Source organism: Sphingomonas sp. Leaf198, assembly GCF_001424005.1.
GTDB lineage: Bacteria > Pseudomonadota > Alphaproteobacteria > Sphingomonadales > Sphingomonadaceae > Sphingomonas.
Window position 1 is genome coordinate 903,360 of sequence record NZ_LMPX01000001.1, and the last position, 15,784, is coordinate 919,143.

Below are 15,784 nucleotides of genomic sequence, written 5' to 3' on the forward strand. Positions count from 1 at the left end.
ATTTCCACGTCTGCTTCGCCAAAAGGCCCACTTGATGCGTATCCGTGCCCTTCCCACCGCGCTTGCTGGTGCCGCCCTATTATTGAGCGGCGGAGCCGTGCTCGCGCAGATCGAAGGCGGCAGCCGAGGCGCCGCTCCGGTCGACAGCGGCAGCGCGTACGAGGTGAGCGGCGTTACGGTCGACGTCGCCGGCAAGACCGCTGACGCCGCGCGCTACAGCGGCTGGCGGCTCGCCCAGCGAAAAGCTTGGGTACAATTGTCGAACCGGCTCGGCGGTGGTGGCGGTCTCGTCTCCGACGGCACGCTCGATTCGCTCGTCTCGGGAATCGTCGTCGAGAACGAACAGATCGGCCCGCAGCGCTACATCGCCAAGCTCGGCGTGCTGTTCGATCGCGGCCGCGCCGGATCGATCCTCGGCATCTCGACCTATGCCGATCGTTCGCAGCCGATGCTCGTCATCCCCGTCCAATATTCGGGCGGCGTCGGCCAGGCGTTCGAGCAGAGCACGCAGTGGCAGCAGGCCTGGGCGCGCTATCGCACCGGCAACAGCAGCATCGACTATGTCCGCCCGTCCGGCTCCGGCCCCGACGCGCTCCTGCTCAACGTCGGCCAGACCCAGCGCCCCGGCCGCGGCTGGTGGCGGACGATTCTCGACCAATATGGCGCGAGCGACGTGCTCACCCCGGTCGTGAAGCTCTATCGCCAATGGCCCGGCGGCCCGGTGATCGGCGTGTTCGAAGCGCGCCACGGCCCCGACAACGACCTGATCGGCAGCTTTACGCTGCGAGTCGGCACACCCGATGGCCTCCCGCAACTGCTCGACACCGGCGTGAAGCGGATCGACGACCTGTACCAGCAGGCCCGCCGCAACGGTTCGCTCCGCGTCGACTACAGCCTCTCGCCCCCGCCGCCGCCCGAAGCCGCGACGATAGACGACCTGCCGACCGACGAGACCGCCGACGCCAATACCGCGGCGCTGACCGGCGGCGAGGGCATCTCGGTCATCGTCCAGTTCGACACGCCCGCAGCGACCGCCGTCTCGTCTACGGAAGCAGCACTCCGCGCGATCCCCGGCGTCCGCTCGGCGGCAACAACCAGCCTTGCACTCGGCGGCGTCTCACTGATGCGCGTCGCGTACGACGGCGACCCCGCGGCGCTGAAGACCGCGCTAGAAGCCCGAGGCTACCAGGTATTCGGCTCCGGCCAGACGATCCGCATCCGCCGGGTCGCCCAACTTCTTCCGCCGGACTTGCCCGCGGACAATGCGACGACAGGGTGAGCGCGACCAAGATGACTCAAATTGCGCTGCCACTCGGGTGGCCGGCGGACCCTCGCGACGACGCCTTCCTCGTTACCCCCTCCAACTCGCGGGCAGTCCATACGCTGGAGCATACCGCCACCTGGCCCGTCATGACTGCCATCCTGACCGGCCCGCGCAAATCGGGCCGCAGCCTGCTTGCGCGAATCTTCGCGGCGAAGAGCGGCGGGACGATCATCGACGACGCCGAACGCGTGCCCGAGGCGCAGCTGTTCCACGCCTGGAACCGCGCGCAGGAGGAGCACAGGCCGCTGCTGATCGTCGCCGACGCCGCGCCGCCCGAATGGAAGGTGAAGCTTCCCGACCTGCGTTCACGCCTCGCCGCCAGCCCGATCGCAGCGATCGGCGCGCCCGACGACGAACTCATGCGGCTGTTGCTGGCGCATCTGTTCGAGCGGCGCAGCCTCGATGCACGGCCCGATCTGATCGACTGGCTCGCGACCCGAATCGAGCGCAGTCATATTACCGTAACGCGAACCGTCGATGCGCTGGATCAGGAGGCGATGGAACGTCGCAAGCGCTTGTCCATTCCTCTTGCACGAACCACACTCACTGAGGCCGGGCTGATCCTCCGGCCGCAACTCGCTCTCGACCTCCCGCTCTTCACGCCACCATAAGCCCCCAAGAGGCCCGATGAACCGTCCAGCTCATATCGTCCGCCAATCGGAAGACGACGACGATCCCATCGGCGCAGAGCCGAACGACCGGTTTTTCAACCGCGAGCTGTCCTGGCTAGCGTTCAATCGCCGCGTGCTGGAGGAGGCGTGTAACCCCGCGCACCCACTGCTCGAGCGGCTTCGCTTCCTGTCGATCTCGGGCTCCAACCTAGACGAGTTCTTCATGGTCCGCGTCGCCGGCTTGAAGGGGCAGCAAACGCAGGACGTCGATCGGCGATCCGCCGACGGCTTAACTGCGGGCCAGCAGCTGACCGCGATCGTCCGCGAGGCCGACGAACTGATGGCAAGCCAGCAGGCGGTGTGGGGCGACCTGCGCGTGCTGCTCGACGAAGCCGGGCTGTTCGTGCTGCGGCGCGAAGCGGTCGAGGGCGAAGCCGACGAGTGGCTGGAAACGCATTTCCGCGACCAGATCTTCCCGATTCTGACCCCGCAGGCGCTCGACCCAGCGCATCCGTTTCCGTTCATCCCGAACCGCGGTCTGTCGGTGATCTTCGACCTCGTCCGCCGCTCCGATAACGAGCCTGTCCGCGAGCTGGTCATGCTCCCGCACACGATGACGCGCTTCGTCCGCCTGCCGGGCGACCCCGCACGCTACATCTCGATCGAATCGATCCTGAAGCGGTTCGCGCCGGTCCTGTTCCCCGGCTACGAAGTCCTCGCCGCTGCCAGCTTCCGCGTCCTGCGCGACAGCGACATGGAGATCGAGGAGGAAGCCGAGGACCTCGTCCGCTATTTCGCCAACGCGATCAAGCGTCGCCGCCGCGGCCGCGTCATCCGCCTGGAACTCGAAACCGGCATCCCCGACGTGCTGGCGGCCGTGCTCAAGGACGAACTCGGTGGCGCCGACGCGATCATCACCGAGAGCGGCAATCTGCTCGGCATCGTCGACCTCGACGGGCTGGTCGACGAGGATCGCCCCGACCTGAAGTTCCCGCCTTTCACGCCGCGCTTCCCCGAGCGAATCCGTGAATTCGGCGGCGATTGCTTCGCGGCGATCAAGGCCAAGGACATCGTCGTCCACCACCCGTACGAGACGTTCGAAGTGGTACTCGCCTTCCTGAAACAGGCGGCGAACGACCCGGACGTGGTGGCGATCAAGCAGACGCTCTACCGCGCCGGCAAGCAGCCCGCGGTCATCAACGCGCTCATCACCGCGGCGGAGGCGGGGAAGTCTGTCACCGCGGTCGTCGAGCTGAAGGCGCGGTTCGACGAAGAGCAGAACATGGTCTGGGCCTCCGCGCTGGAGCGCGCGGGCGTACAGGTCGTCTACGGCTTCATCGACTGGAAGACGCACGCGAAGGTTTCGCTGGTCGTCCGCCGCGAAGGCCAGGCGTTTCGCACCTACTGCCACTTCGGCACGGGCAATTATCACCCGGTCACCGCCAAGATCTACACCGACCTCAGCTTCTTTACCGCCGACGCAGCAGTGGGTCGCGATGCGGCGCAGATGTTCAACTACATCACAGGGTACGTCGAACCGACCGACATGGCGCGCGTCAGCCTGAGCCCGCGCGATCTCCGCCAGAACCTCATGAACCTGATCGATGTCGAGATCGGCAATGCCCGCGCCGGAAAGCCCGCCGGCGTCTGGGCGAAGATGAACTCGCTGGTCGACCCCGCGGTGATCGAGAAGCTCTACGAAGCGAGCGGGGCAGGGGTAGAGATCGACCTGATCATCCGCGGCATCTGCTGCCTGCGCCCCGGCGTGCCTGGCTTGTCCGAGACGATCCGGGTGAAATCGGTGATCGGGCGCTTTCTGGAGCACAGCCGCATCTGGGCGTTCGGCAACGGCAAGGCGCTGCCGAACGATGGCGCGAAGCTGTTTATCTCGTCGGCCGACTGGATGCCGCGTAACTTCGACCGCCGTGTCGAGTACATGCTGCCGATCCTCAACCCCACCGTCCACGACCAGATCCTCGATCAGGTGATGGTCGCGAACCTGATCGACAACGAGCAGAGTTGGGAGCTAGGCCCCGACGGCGAATATAGCCGCGTCGATCCCGGCGACCGCCCGTTCAACCTGCATCGGTATTTCATGACGAATCCTTCGCTTTCCGGCCGGGGCGCTTCGCTCGCGACCAGCAATGCCGTGCCGACGCTGTCGCTCCGTCGAAAACGATGAGCGTCACAAATATTCTGTTCGGCAATGCCCCGCCCAAGGCCGAGACGGACGACCACCCGCGCACCGGGATCATCGATATCGGCTCGAACTCGATCCGTCTGGTGGTCTACCAGGGGCCGCCGCGGCTCCCCGCGATCCGGTTCAATGAGAAGGTGTTGGCGGGGCTCGGGCGAGGGCTCGCCGCTACCGGCGCGATCGAGAAATCCGCGCTGAAGACGGCACGCGTCGCGCTGGCACGGTTCGCGGCGGTGGCGAAAGAAATGGAATGCTCGACGCTTCGCACGGTCGCGACCGCGGCAGTGCGCGATGCGAAAAACGGCGGCGAACTCATAGCCGCAGCTGAACAACTCGGCCTGACGGTAGAGACGCTGTCAGGCGAACAGGAAGCCAGCGCGGCTGGCTACGGTGTCTTGTCCGCCATCCCCGAAGCAGATGGCATCGTTGGCGATCTCGGCGGCGGCAGTCTCGAACTCGTCCGCGTCCGCCGCGGCAAGATCGAGGACCGCGTGTCGTTCCCGCTCGGCGTTCTGCGCATCGGTCCGATCCGGGCGAAGCGCGGCAAGGTGCTCGCCCGCTACGTGGCGCGTCTGGTGCGCGAGGCGGGGTGGACCGCGAAGGGGCAGGGGCTTCCGCTCTATCTGGTCGGCGGATCGTGGCGGGCGCTGGCACGGCTCGACATGGAGCTGTCGGATTACCCGCTGCCGATCATCCACCAATATTCGATGACCGCGGCGACGATCACCCGGCTCAGCCGGACCATCCCGCAGCTTTCCAAGCCGCGCCTGAAGGCAATTCCGGGACTGTCGTCGGGCCGCACGGCAACGCTGGCTGACGCCGCGGCGCTTCTAGGCGTACTGATGCGGCAGCTTGGCAGCCGGACGACGATCGTCTCCGCCTATGGCCTGCGCGAAGGCCTTCTCTACGAAGACCTGAAGCCCGCAGACCGAACGCTCGATCCGCTGATCGTCGCAGCACGCGAAGAGGGGCGCCTGCTCGGCCGCTTCCCCGAGCACGGCGATCTCCTCGACCGCTGGATCGCACCGCTGTTCACCACCGAGCCACCCGCGATGGCCCGCATCCGCCACACCGCATGCCTGCTCGCGGACGTAGGCTGGCGCGCCAACCCCGAGTTCCGCGCCGAACGCGGCGTCGAGGTCGCGCTGCACGGCAACTGGGTCGCGATCGACGCACCGGGTCGCGGAATGCTGGCGCAGGCGCTCTACACGAGCCTCGGCGGCGATCTGGCGGCGGCAGACCCGGTAGGGCGGCTGGCGACCCCGGCCGCGCTGAAGAGTGCTACGGCCTGGGGCATGGCGATGCGGCTCGGCCAGAGGATGAGCGGGGGCCTAGCCGGACCGCTGAAGCGCTCGCAACTCACGGACGATGGCGTATCGCTCACGTTGACGCTGCGTTCTGACGATCGTGGACTGTACGGCGAGGCGGTCGAGCGTCGCCATACTGCCCTGGCAACCGCGTTAGGTCGCAAACCCCTACTCGCTATTGCTTAGCTCCACCCCTGCAGGGGTGGAGCTAAGTTATCAGGCGCAGGTGAAGCGTTCGATCCGCCCCTTCGCATCGACATAAACGTTCAGCCGATCGGAGCGGAAATCCATCGTCACGGCCGTGTTCGGTGCGATCCAGCGGAGCGTGCGTGCGCCCGATCGGGTCTGCATCACGTCGGCCCGAGCATCGCTTGCGCGCTTGCCGACCAGATCGCCCAGCGAGTCGGCATTGCAGGCGGCGGCGACCGGCGGAGCGGTAGGCGTCTCGCCACGCATCTCGACCGGCGTACACGCCGCAGAGGCTAGCAAGGCTGCGACCAGAACGATCCTCATGCGGCATCCTCCGTACGTGTCATCTTGAGCTTCCCGCCGATCACCGCAAACGCCAGCCGCCCCTCGACTAGGTCCAGCGCATCACGCCCGAACTGGTCGAACCGCCAGCCCTCGAGCATCGGCAGCCCGGTGCGAACACCAGCCGCCAGGGCCTCGAGCTCATCGGTCCGCGCAAGAAGTTTCGAAGCCACATCAATGTCTCGCGACCGAATCTTCAGTAGCAGCTTGAGGAGGTCCGCCACCAGCGAACCCTCCTTGCCAAGCCCCGGCTTGCGATCGTCGCGTGGCGGCAGTTCGTCGTCGCCAAGCGGCTGCGCCCCCTCGATCGCCGCCATCAAGCGCCCGCCGATGTCGTTGCCGGCCCACGTCGCCGACAACCCACGCACCCGCGCCAGGTCCGCCTGCTTCTTCGGCGGATGCCCCGCCATGTCGCCGAGAGTCTCGTCCTTGACGATCCGCCCACGCGGCAGATCTTTCGCCTGCGCCTCAAGCTCACGCCACCGAGCCAGCGCCTTTAGGCGACCCAGCACATCAGGCTTGCGCCCCGAAATCCGCACGCGCTTCCACGCCAGATCGGGATCGTTCGCATAATTGGCGGTATCGCCGAGCCGCTCCATCTCCTGATCGAGCCAAACGCCGCGCCCGGTTTTCCGCAACCGCTCCAGCATCTTCGGGAAGATCTTCGACAGATGAGTCACGTCGCCGATCGCATATTCGATCTGCCGCGCATCCAGAGGACGCCGCGCCCAGTCCGTGAACCGCGCGCCCTTGTCGACCGCGATCCCGAGCCAGCTGTCGACCAGGTTCGAATAGCCGATCTGCTCGCCCTGTCCGAGCGCCATCGCCGCCACCTGCGTGTCGAACAGCGGGAAGGGCGTCTTGCCGGTGAGGTTGTAGACGATTTCGATATCCTGCCCGCCGGCATGGACTACCTTCAGCACGTCGTGATTCTCCACGAGCAGGTCGAGCAAGGGCTTGAGGTCGATCCCCGGTGCCATCGGGTCGATCGCCGCGGCTTCCTTGTCGTCGGCGATCTGGATCAGGCACAGTTCCGGGTAATAGGTGCTCTCGCGCATGAATTCGGTGTCGACGCACACATAGTCGGCGTCGGCCATCCGCGCGCACAGATTGGCGAGCGTGGCACTGTCGGAGATAAGCGGGTGGATATGCATGAGGTTTCCATAGCGAGGGTCGCCGAGGTTGACAAAGGCGGGTGATGAAGGGAAGCGCGGACCACCTGTTTATCGTCCGAGAAGACCCATCATGCACGCCTATCGCACCCACAACTGCGCAGCCCTCCGCCCCGAACAGGTCGGCGAAGAGGTCCGCGTCTCCGGCTGGGTCCACAAGAAGCGCGATCACGGCGACCTCGTCTTCATCGATCTGCGCGATCACTACGGCATCACGCAGATCGTCACCGACGTGTCGGGGCCCGTCTTCAAGGTCATCGAAGGCCTGAAGAGCGAAAGCGTCGTCACGATCACCGGCAAGGTGACCGCACGTGCGCCGGAAGCTGTGAACCCGAACCTGCCGACCGGCGGGATCGAGATCCGTGCGACCGCCGCGACGGTCCAGTCGATGGCCGGCGAACTGCCGATGCCGGTCGCCGGCGAGGCCGAGTATCCCGAGGATATCCGCCTGCGCTATCGGTACCTCGATCTGCGTCGCGAGCGGCTGCACGCGAACATCATGCTCCGCAGCCAGGTGATCACGTCGCTCCGCAACCGCATGAATTCGCAAGGGTTCACCGAATTCCAGACGCCGATCCTGACCGCATCGAGCCCTGAGGGCGCGCGCGATTATCTGGTGCCGAGCCGCGTCCACCCGGGCAAGTTCTACGCGCTCCCGCAGGCGCCGCAGATGTTCAAGCAGCTGTTGATGGTCGCGGGCTTCGACCGCTATTTTCAGATCGCGCCGTGCTTCCGCGACGAGGACGCACGCGCTGATCGTTCGCCCGGCGAATTCTACCAGCTCGATTTCGAGATGAGCTTCGTCACGCAGGACGACGTGTTCAATGCGATCGAGCCCGTCCTGCACGGCGTGTTCGAGGAGTTTGCCGACTGGCAGGGCAAGGGTCGTCAGGTCTCTGCATTGCCGTTTAAGCGCATCCCCTACCGCGAATCGATGCTGAAGTACGGCAGCGACAAGCCCGACCTGCGCAACCCGATCCTGATCCATGACGTCGGCCACCACTTCGTCGACTCGGGCTTCGGCCTGTTCGCGGGCATAGTCGCCGGTGGTGACGTGGTCCGCGCGATCCCCGCGCCGAACACCGCCGACAAGTCGCGGAAATTCTTCACCGACATGAACGACTGGGCGCGCGCCGAGGGTCATGCCGGGCTCGGCTACATCACGCAGAAAAATGGCGAACTTGGTGGTCCGATCGCCAAGAACCACGGCGAGGAAGCGACCCGGAAGCTGATCGCTGAGATGGGCCTCGGCCCGAACGACGGCATTTTCTTCGCTGCCGGCAAGGAACTGCCCGCCTCCAAGCTCGCGGGCGCTGCCCGGGCGCGGATCGGTGCGGACTTGGGGCTCATTGACGAGAACCGGTTCGAGTTCTGCTGGATCGTCGACTTCCCGATGTTCGAATATGACGAGGACGCGAAGAAGGTCGACTTCAGCCACAATCCGTTCTCGATGCCGCAGGGCGAGATGGACGCGCTGGAGACCAAGGACCCGCTCGATATCCTGGCGTATCAGTACGATATCGTCTGCAACGGCGTCGAGCTGTCGTCGGGCGCGATCCGGAACCACCGTCCGGAAATCATGTACAAGGCGTTCGAGATCGCCGGCTATACGCAGGCGGACGTCGACACGAACTTCGCGGGCATGATCAATGCGTTCAAGGTCGGCGCGCCGCCGCATGGTGGCTCGGCACCGGGGATCGACCGGATGGTGATGCTGCTCGCGGGCGAGCCGAACATCCGCGAGGTCGTGCTGTTCCCGATGAACCAGAAGGCCGAGGACCTGATGATGGGCGCGCCGAGCCCGGTCAGCGCCAAGCAGTTGAAGGAACTCAACATCCGCCTGACGGTCGATGGCCCGAAGGATGCGACGAAGGTGGTCGCGCCGAACGCGGGGTGACGTGACTGTCCCTCGCCCCATCGGGGAGAGGGAAGGAGGAGCCGCTTGGCGACGGGAGGGTGAGGGGAGGTTGGCGCAAACCAACTTCCCCTCACCCTCCCACCCGCAAGCGCGGGCGGGCCCCTCCCTCTCCCCGAAGGGGCGAGGGAAAGACGACCTACGCTTCCTCAACCCCCTCAACCGTGCAAATACCCCTGCACGATAAGGGGTTGGCATGCGCGACGATCAGATGACACCGGCGGCTGCGCCAAGCCTCGTCCGCAGCCTCGGCGTCACGGGCGTCCTGTTCCTAACCCTCTCCGTCGCGACCCCGGCATCGTCGGTGTTCGTCATCGTCCCTGGCATGCTCCAGGTTGCCGGCACCGGCGCAGTCTGGGCAACGCTGATCGCCGGTTTCGTCTGCGTCGCGACCGCGTTCGTCTATGCCGAACTCTCCTCCGCATGGCCGGTAGCGGGCGGCGAGTATGTCGCGGTCGCGCATACGCTCGGACCGATGGCGGGGTTCGTCATGCTCGGCGTCAACGTCTTCAACAACCTGCTCTTCCCACCGGTCGCAGGCCTCGGTGTCAGCGCGGTGCTCGGCACTTTGGTCCCCGGCCTGCCGCAGATCCCCGTCGCGATCGCCGTGGTCGCAGGGTCGACACTCGTCGCGATCCTCCGGATCAAGGTGAACGCCTGGCTCACCGGGCTCTTCCTGCTGGTCGAAATGCTCGCCATCCTCGCGGTCGTCTGGCTCGGGTTCACCGATACCGTCCGCCCGATCGGCGACCTGCTTCTCCACCCGGTAATGCCGCAAGGGGCCAATCTCGTCCCCGCGTCAGCGGCATCGATCGGCCTCGCCACCTCGATCGCGATATTTGCGCTCAATGGCTACGGCGCGGCGGTGTATTTCGGCGAGGAGATGCTCGACGCCCCCCGGCTGATCGCGCGCGCGATCATGGCCTCGCTCGCGCTGACGCTGCTGTTCGAGGGCATCCCGATCGTCGCGGTCCTCGTCGGCGCGCCGGATCTCCACGCCACGCTCACCGCCGACGACCCGTTCGGCCTGCTGGTCGCCCTGCGCAGCGGCACCACGACGGCCAACTGGATCTCGATCGGCGTCGTCGTCGCGATCGTCAACGCGGTGATCGCCTGCATCCTCGCCTGCGCGCGCTTCTTCTACGGCACCGCGCGCGACGGAAGCTGGGGCCGTCCGCTCGACCGGTGGATGACGCAGGTCCACCCGAAGTTCGGCTCCCCCTGGGTCGGCACACTGCTGGTCGGCGGGTTCGGCATCGTCGCGTGCTTCCTGCCGCTCCAGTTGCTGCTCGTGCTTAGCGGCACCGGCCTCGTCGCGATCTATGCGGGGATCTGCGTCGCAGCGATAGTTGGCAGGCGAACCGGCAAGACGGGCCACGCTCACTACCAGATGCCGCTCTACCCACTCGCTCCGCTCGTAACGCTACTCGCGCTCGGCTATGTCTGCTGGACGAGCTGGCTCGATCTCGAGGAGGGCCGCCCGGGTCTGCTTATGACGGCTGCACAGATACTGTTGTCGATCGCCTATTATTGGTTCGTCCTGCGTCGTCGCGGCGCCTGGAACGTTCAGATCCCGACCCTTGCGACGGAGCGTGATGCATGACGATACACCTGGCCGATTACGAAGCCGGCGACGAATACGACGGCAAGTACAAGCACGACCTCGCCGCGCTGCAAAAGCGCCTCGAACATATCCAGGTCGCGCACATCGTCGCGGGCAAGAGCGCGATCGTGATGTTCGAAGGCTGGGACGCAGCAGGGAAGGGCGGCATCATTCAGCGCCTGTCCGCCGAATGGGACCCGCGCAACTACAAGGTCTGGCCGATCTCGGCGCCGACCGCGGACGAGAAGGCACACCATTTCCTCTGGCGCTTCTGGAACCGTCTGCCCGCGAACGGCAACATCGCGGTGTTCGATCGCAGCTGGTACGGCCGTGTCCTCGTCGAGCGCGTCGAGGGGTTCGCCAGCGAGACCGAATGGCGCCACGGATACGACGAGATCAATGCGTTCGAGGCGCAGCAGGTCGAGAGCGGCACGACGCTGATCAAGCTTTTCATCCACACGACGCAGAAGGAGCAGGACCGCCGATTGAAGGCGCGGCTCGACGATCCGTGGAAGCACTGGAAGACCGGGCTCGACGATTTCCACAACCGGTCGCGCCGCGAGGAGTATCTGGAGGCGATGGCCGAGATGTTCGCGCGCACTGATACCGCGACCGCGCCCTGGACGGTGATCGACGGCAACGACAAGAAGGCGGCCCGAATCGCCGCGCTGACGCTGATCGCGGACCGCTTCGAAGCGGGGGTTTCGATGGTGCCGCCACCGCTCGACCCGAAGGTCAAGCGCGTGGCGGAGAAGGCGTTGGGCCTTCGCTGACGCGTCAGGCTTTCGCGGATTTGGCCTCTGGTGCATCGGCCTGGATGAACTCGTCGTCCGCGTTGAGCAGCAGCATCTGGCCCTTGTCGATGCCGAAATAGGCACCGCGGAGCGCCAGCGTGCCGGCGGCCTCGGCCCTTCTGACGAACGGGAAGGTGCGCAGATTGGCGATCGAGGTTCGAACGGACTCGAGTTCCATCTCACGGCCCGCCTGGTCGCTGTCGCCATACTTGGCGATGACCTTCTCGCGCGCGCCGTCGAGCAAGCTCACCCAGTCAGACACGAAGCCGCCAGCGCCATGGTCCGCGTCGGCAAAGGCCTGCGTCAGCGCGGCCTTGCAGCCGCCGCACTTCTCATGGCCCATCACGACGATCTCTTCGACCTTCAGCTGCGTAACGGCGAACTCGATGGCCGCCGACACGCCGTGATGGCCGCCACCGGTCTCGTAGGGCGGGACCAGATTGGCGACGTTGCGGACGACGAACACCTCGCCGGGGAGCGTGTCGAAGATTTGCGCGGGTTCGACGCGGCTGTCGGAACACGCGATGATCATCACCTTCGGGCTCTGGCCTTCCTGCAGTTCCTTCCAGCGCTCGCGCTGCGCTTCCCAGGGGCCGTCCTTGAAGCGGTGATAGCCTTCGATCATTTCCGGAAAGTGAGTTGGCACGGTTAGCCTTCCATATCAGTTTGCGATGCAACATGAAAAACTTGTCATGTTGAAACTGGTTCCATGATTTTATCCGGTTCGTCCGATGGTTCCAACCCGCCGACGGTGTCTGCCGCCATTGTCTCGACGGCAGGGCGGGGCTATCTGGCGTGCATGAACGACATGACCCCGATGGCTGCGCCGGTCCGTGCGCGCAAGCCCGACTGGATCCGCGTCAAGGCGCCGACCTCCGCTGGCTTCGCAAAAACCCGCGAACTCATGCGGTCCAAAAGCCTCACCACCGTGTGCGAAGAGGCGGCCTGCCCGAACATCGGCGAATGCTGGTCAAAGAAGCATGCGACGGTCATGATCCTCGGCGATACCTGCACGCGGGCGTGCGCGTTCTGCAACGTCAAGACCGGCATGCCGCGCGCGGTGGATCGCATGGAACCGCAGAACGTCGCCGATGCGGCCGCGCAGATGGGGCTCAACCATATCGTCATCACCTCGGTAGATCGTGACGATCTTCCGGACGGTGGCGCATCGCAGTTCGTGAAGGTCATACAAGCGATCCGCGCGTCGAATCCGACGACGACGATCGAGATTCTCACGCCCGATTTCCGCAACAAGGCGCAGGCGGCGATCGAGTCGATCGTCGAGGCGCGACCCGACGTCTACAACCACAACCTCGAGACGGTGCCGCGGCTGTATCCGACGATCCGCCCGGGTGCGCGCTATTACGCGTCGTTGCGGCTGCTAGAGAGCGTGAAACGCCATGATCCGTCGATCTTCACCAAGTCGGGCGTGATGCTCGGGCTTGGCGAGGAGCGTCTCGAGATTCATCAGGTGATGGATGACATGCGCTGCGCCGACATCGATTTCCTGACGATGGGCCAGTATCTCCAGCCAACTCCGCGCCACGCCAAGGTCGCCGAGTTCGTGCCGCCCAAGGCGTTCGATGCCTATGCCTCGATCGCGCGCGCCAAGGGCTTCCTGCTGGTCGCGTCGTCGCCGCTGACCCGGTCGAGCTATCACGCGGGTGACGACTTCGAGCGGTTGCGCGCGAACCGCGATGCCAAGCTGGGCGTCGCGCGCATCTGATGCCGAAGCATTCGGAAACGCGCCATTTGCCCTACACGCCTGAGCAGATGTTCGACTTGGTGGCCGATGTCGGTCGCTATGCTGAATTCCTGCCCTGGGTCAGCGCGATGCGGGTGCGCTCGAACAGCGATACGGAGACGCTCGCCGACATGATCGTCGGCTTCAAGGGCCTGCGCGAGACGTTCACGTCGCGCGTGCAGAAGGTCCGGCCCAGCGAACTCAACGTCGATTACGTCGATGGCCCACTCAAGTATCTGCGCAACGAATGGCATTTCCGGCCAGAGCCGCAAGGCTGCGCGGTCGACTTCACCGTCGACTTCGCGTTCAAGAACCGAATGTTCGAGATGATCGCCGGGCAGGTATTCGGCGCTGCACTGCGGAAGATGATAGGGGCGTTCGAGACCCGCGCCGCCGAGCTTTACGGCGCCGACGCGTCCGGCAACAACAGTTCGAGCGCGCACAACGCGGCCTGAAGCCGGATCCCGCCACGACCGAGATCGCCGAAGTCCTTGCGATCGGCGTGGACATCGGACGGGTCACGGCCCTTTTCGGCGCGACCGAACACCACCGTGCCGACCGGCTTCTTGAGCGAACCGCCACCGGGCCCTGCAACGCCCGTGATCGCCACCGCGATGTCGGCGCCCGACTGCTTGAGCGCAGCCTGCGCCATGCTCCACGCGACCGCGATCGAGACCGCGCCGAACGTTTCGAGCACATCCGAACTGATCTTCAGCACGCCGAGCTTGGCGGCGTTCGAGTAGGTGACGAAACCGACCTCGAACACGTCCGACGAACCAGGGATCTCGGTCAATGCGGCAGCGACCAGCCCGCCGGTGCAGCTCTCGGCGACCGCGACTCGGCGGCCGATCGCGCGGTTCTGCTCGACCACTTTGCGGGCGGCGTCGACCAGTTCGGCGGGAAGGATCGTATCCATCAGCGAGTCTCCACCGGGCAGAGCAGCATCGCCACCGCGGCGATATCACCGCTGCGCGACTTCTGGGATTTGAGGTACCGCAACGTCTCGACGACGATGCCCGCGGTGTTGCGCGGTGGCAAGGGCTGGAGCAGCGTCACCATCCGGTCGATCGTCCCGCAATCGCGCGTCGCGATCCGCCCGACGATCTGCGGCACCAGCAACGTCGTCAGCAGCGGCCGCGCAAACTCCGAATCGAGCAGCGCGTCGACGGCAGGATCGCTGAGCTTGACGATCGCCGCGCGCGCCGCGGGCCAGGCTCGGTCGGACTCGACCTGATAGCGATCGATCAGCGCACTCGACTGCGACCGGATGAGACTTCTGGCGGGAAGCTGCGCCGCACAGACGCGTCCGGTTTCGCGGAGGATATCGGGCATCGCGACAAGCGTAAGCGACTCGGCCTCGGGTCCGGTGATGCAGCGCTGTTGCGCGACCGCCGGGCTGGCAAGGAGTGCAATCACGGCAAACGCGGCGGCGATCTTCAAAGCGGCGATCCGGGCAAGCGAATGGTCGCAACCGCCTGCGCGGCGATACCCTCACCGCGCCCGGTGAAGCCGAGCCGTTCGGTCGTTGTCGCCTTGACGCTGACCCGGTCGAGCGTGAGCCCGAGCAAATCGGCGATCCGCGCGGTCATCGATGCACGATGCGGGCCGATCTTCGGCGCCTCGCACATGATCGTCAGGTCGACGAAATCGATCCGACCGCGCTTGTCGGCGATCAGCTTGGCGGCGTGCTGGAGGAACTGCGCGGAGTCGGCGCCCTTCCACTGCGGGTCGCTCGGCGGGAAATGCGTACCGATATCGCCCGCCGCGATCGTGCCGAGCAGCGCGTCGGTCAGCGCGTGAAGCGCGACGTCGGCGTCGCTATGCCCCGACAGGCCCTTGTCGTGCGGGATCAGGACGCCGCCGAGCCAGAGCTCTTCGCCGGTTTCGAGGCGGTGGACGTCGAACCCCATCGCGGTGCGGGTTTCGTAGGCGACACGCGCTTCGGCGGCCGCGAAATCTTCGGAGTGCGTGACTTTCTCGAGCATCGCCGAGCCCTGCACCAACGCGACGCCGACGCCAAGCCGTCGCACCATCTGCGCGTCGTCAGTCGCCTCTTCGTCCACCGGCCAGACGGCATGCGCGGCGCGCAGTGCCTCCACGGCAAACGCCTGCGGAGTCTGCACGCGGTTGAGATCCGCGCGCGGCACGATGTCGCCGAGCAGGACGCTGCCGCGGGCCAGCGTATCGGTCACCGGGAGGACCGGAATGGCCGCGTCCCGGGTCTTCAAGGCGGCGACAAGCGAATCGATGACCGCATGCGACAGGAACGGGCGGGCTGCATCGTGGATCAATACGTGTGTCGCGTCGCCGACCGCCGCGAGCCCGTTGGTGACCGAGGCGCGTCGCGTCGTCCCACCAACGACGATCGCCGCAGTCCCCAACGCGGCGGTCGCCAAGCCTTGCTGACCCTCCGCGACGACGACGATCGTCTCGGCGATCGCTGGATGCGTCGCGAACGCCTCATAGGAATAGGCGATCATAGGCTGACCGGCGATCAGCGCGAACTGCTTGGGAACTGATCCACCCGCGCGCGCGCCAGTTCCGGCGGCGACGATGATCGCGACGATACGCTGTGCTGATGCCATG

General features: G+C 65.8%; 15 protein-coding genes. 9 read left to right on the top strand and 6 right to left on the bottom strand.

Annotated elements, in window-relative coordinates; genetic code table 11:
* Window positions 1-34: 34 nt before the first annotated feature.
* From ASG20_RS04160 to ASG20_RS04175, 4 genes are read left to right on the top strand one after another with little or no spacing between them, the layout of a single operon-like run.
* Window positions 35-1,279, top strand: coding sequence for a heavy-metal-associated domain-containing protein (locus tag ASG20_RS04160; protein WP_056048863.1), 1,245 nt, complete (start codon window positions 35-37; stop codon window positions 1,277-1,279).
* An 11-nt stretch (window positions 1,280-1,290) separates the two neighbouring features.
* Window positions 1,291-1,935 carry an HdaA/DnaA family protein gene (locus ASG20_RS04165; RefSeq protein ID WP_056050416.1) on the top strand — a complete coding sequence of 215 codons (645 nt, stop codon included), beginning with the start codon at window positions 1,291-1,293 and terminating at the stop codon, window positions 1,933-1,935.
* Between the two features lie 16 nt (window positions 1,936-1,951).
* The gene (locus ASG20_RS04170; protein WP_056048865.1) at window positions 1,952-4,117 is read left to right on the top strand and encodes an RNA degradosome polyphosphate kinase; all 2,166 of its coding nucleotides are present in this window, start codon (window positions 1,952-1,954) and stop codon (window positions 4,115-4,117) included.
* Entirely contained in the window at window positions 4,114-5,625 is a 1,512-nt protein-coding gene (locus tag ASG20_RS04175; protein ID WP_056048867.1) for a Ppx/GppA family phosphatase, read from the top strand. Before ASG20_RS04170 ends, ASG20_RS04175 begins: the two co-directional genes overlap by 4 nt.
* Before the next feature lie 30 nt (window positions 5,626-5,655).
* Here the strand turns inward: ASG20_RS04175 and ASG20_RS04180 are convergent, their stop codons facing one another.
* Together ASG20_RS04180 and rnd are read right to left on the bottom strand one after the other, a co-directional pair.
* Window positions 5,656-5,952: an I78 family peptidase inhibitor gene (locus ASG20_RS04180; protein ID WP_056048871.1), complete on the bottom strand. Its 297-nt coding sequence runs from the start codon at window positions 5,950-5,952 to the stop codon at window positions 5,656-5,658.
* On the bottom strand, window positions 5,949-7,124 hold the full coding sequence (rnd, locus tag ASG20_RS04185; protein WP_056048878.1) for a ribonuclease D: 1,176 nt from the start codon (window positions 7,122-7,124) through the stop codon (window positions 5,949-5,951). Before rnd ends, ASG20_RS04180 begins: the two co-directional genes overlap by 4 nt.
* A gap of 91 nt (window positions 7,125-7,215) precedes the next feature.
* Here rnd and aspS point away from each other — a divergent pair, with 91 nt between their 5' ends.
* The 3 genes from aspS (at window position 7,216) to ASG20_RS04200 (ending at window position 11,433) form a co-directional block, all read left to right on the top strand.
* Complete coding sequence (aspS, locus tag ASG20_RS04190; protein ID WP_201780668.1) at window positions 7,216-9,039, top strand: aspartate--tRNA ligase; 1,824 nt, start codon at window positions 7,216-7,218, stop codon at window positions 9,037-9,039.
* A 214-nt stretch (window positions 9,040-9,253) separates the two neighbouring features.
* Window positions 9,254-10,660, top strand: coding sequence for an APC family permease (locus ASG20_RS04195; protein WP_082470722.1), 1,407 nt, complete (start codon window positions 9,254-9,256; stop codon window positions 10,658-10,660).
* Window positions 10,657-11,433, top strand: coding sequence for a polyphosphate kinase 2 family protein (locus ASG20_RS04200; RefSeq protein WP_056048880.1), 777 nt, complete (start codon window positions 10,657-10,659; stop codon window positions 11,431-11,433). Before ASG20_RS04195 ends, ASG20_RS04200 begins: the two co-directional genes overlap by 4 nt.
* 4 nt (window positions 11,434-11,437) lie before the next feature.
* Here ASG20_RS04200 and ASG20_RS04205 read toward each other — a convergent pair whose 3' ends face one another.
* Window positions 11,438-12,079: a carbonic anhydrase gene (locus tag ASG20_RS04205; protein ID WP_056048883.1), complete on the bottom strand. Its 642-nt coding sequence runs from the start codon at window positions 12,077-12,079 to the stop codon at window positions 11,438-11,440.
* A gap of 174 nt (window positions 12,080-12,253) precedes the next feature.
* Between ASG20_RS04205 and lipA the strand changes: the two genes are divergently transcribed.
* Entirely contained in the window at window positions 12,254-13,180 is a 927-nt protein-coding gene (gene lipA, locus ASG20_RS04210) for a lipoyl synthase (RefSeq protein ID WP_056048885.1), read from the top strand.
* Window positions 13,180-13,653: a type II toxin-antitoxin system RatA family toxin gene (locus ASG20_RS04215; RefSeq protein WP_056048888.1), complete on the top strand. Its 474-nt coding sequence runs from the start codon at window positions 13,180-13,182 to the stop codon at window positions 13,651-13,653. The genes lipA and ASG20_RS04215 overlap by 1 nt, the downstream gene beginning before the upstream one ends.
* Here ASG20_RS04215 and ASG20_RS04220 read toward each other — a convergent pair.
* The 3 genes from ASG20_RS04220 to ASG20_RS04230 are packed head-to-tail and all read right to left on the bottom strand — an operon-like array spanning window position 13,599 to window position 15,783.
* On the bottom strand, window positions 13,599-14,114 hold the full coding sequence (locus tag ASG20_RS04220) for a CinA family protein (protein ID WP_056048893.1): 516 nt from the start codon (window positions 14,112-14,114) through the stop codon (window positions 13,599-13,601). The two genes, ASG20_RS04215 and ASG20_RS04220, sit on opposite strands and share 55 nt — an antisense overlap.
* Entirely contained in the window at window positions 14,114-14,638 is a 525-nt protein-coding gene (locus ASG20_RS04225; RefSeq protein WP_056048898.1) for a hypothetical protein, read from the bottom strand. Before ASG20_RS04225 ends, ASG20_RS04220 begins: the two co-directional genes overlap by 1 nt.
* Entirely contained in the window at window positions 14,635-15,783 is a 1,149-nt protein-coding gene (locus tag ASG20_RS04230; protein WP_056048900.1) for a bifunctional 2-C-methyl-D-erythritol 4-phosphate cytidylyltransferase/2-C-methyl-D-erythritol 2,4-cyclodiphosphate synthase, read from the bottom strand. The genes ASG20_RS04225 and ASG20_RS04230 overlap by 4 nt, the downstream gene beginning before the upstream one ends.
* Between the last annotated feature and the right edge of the window lies 1 nt (window position 15,784).

Excerpts from the sequence above, each read along its gene's own strand:
- ASG20_RS04230 (WP_056048900.1), bottom strand. The coding sequence starts at position 15,783 with ATGGCATCAGCACAGCGTATCGTCGCGATCATCGTCGCCGCCGGAACT.
- ASG20_RS04200 (WP_056048880.1), top strand. The coding sequence starts at position 10,657 with ATGACGATACACCTGGCCGATTACGAAGCCGGCGACGAATACGACGGC.
- ASG20_RS04160 (WP_056048863.1), top strand. The coding sequence starts at position 35 with ATGCGTATCCGTGCCCTTCCCACCGCGCTTGCTGGTGCCGCCCTATTA.
- rnd (WP_056048878.1), bottom strand. The coding sequence starts at position 7,124 with ATGCATATCCACCCGCTTATCTCCGACAGTGCCACGCTCGCCAATCTG.
- ASG20_RS04195 (WP_082470722.1), top strand. The coding sequence starts at position 9,254 with ATGCGCGACGATCAGATGACACCGGCGGCTGCGCCAAGCCTCGTCCGC.
- ASG20_RS04215 (WP_056048888.1), top strand. The coding sequence starts at position 13,180 with ATGCCGAAGCATTCGGAAACGCGCCATTTGCCCTACACGCCTGAGCAG.
- ASG20_RS04180 (WP_056048871.1), bottom strand. The coding sequence starts at position 5,952 with ATGAGGATCGTTCTGGTCGCAGCCTTGCTAGCCTCTGCGGCGTGTACG.
- ASG20_RS04170 (WP_056048865.1), top strand. The coding sequence starts at position 1,952 with ATGAACCGTCCAGCTCATATCGTCCGCCAATCGGAAGACGACGACGAT.
- ASG20_RS04165 (WP_056050416.1), top strand. The coding sequence starts at position 1,291 with ATGACTCAAATTGCGCTGCCACTCGGGTGGCCGGCGGACCCTCGCGAC.
- ASG20_RS04220 (WP_056048893.1), bottom strand. The coding sequence starts at position 14,114 with ATGGATACGATCCTTCCCGCCGAACTGGTCGACGCCGCCCGCAAAGTG.
- ASG20_RS04205 (WP_056048883.1), bottom strand. The coding sequence starts at position 12,079 with ATGATCGAAGGCTATCACCGCTTCAAGGACGGCCCCTGGGAAGCGCAG.
- lipA (WP_056048885.1), top strand. The coding sequence starts at position 12,254 with ATGAACGACATGACCCCGATGGCTGCGCCGGTCCGTGCGCGCAAGCCC.
- aspS (WP_201780668.1), top strand. The coding sequence starts at position 7,216 with ATGCACGCCTATCGCACCCACAACTGCGCAGCCCTCCGCCCCGAACAG.
- ASG20_RS04175 (WP_056048867.1), top strand. The coding sequence starts at position 4,114 with ATGAGCGTCACAAATATTCTGTTCGGCAATGCCCCGCCCAAGGCCGAG.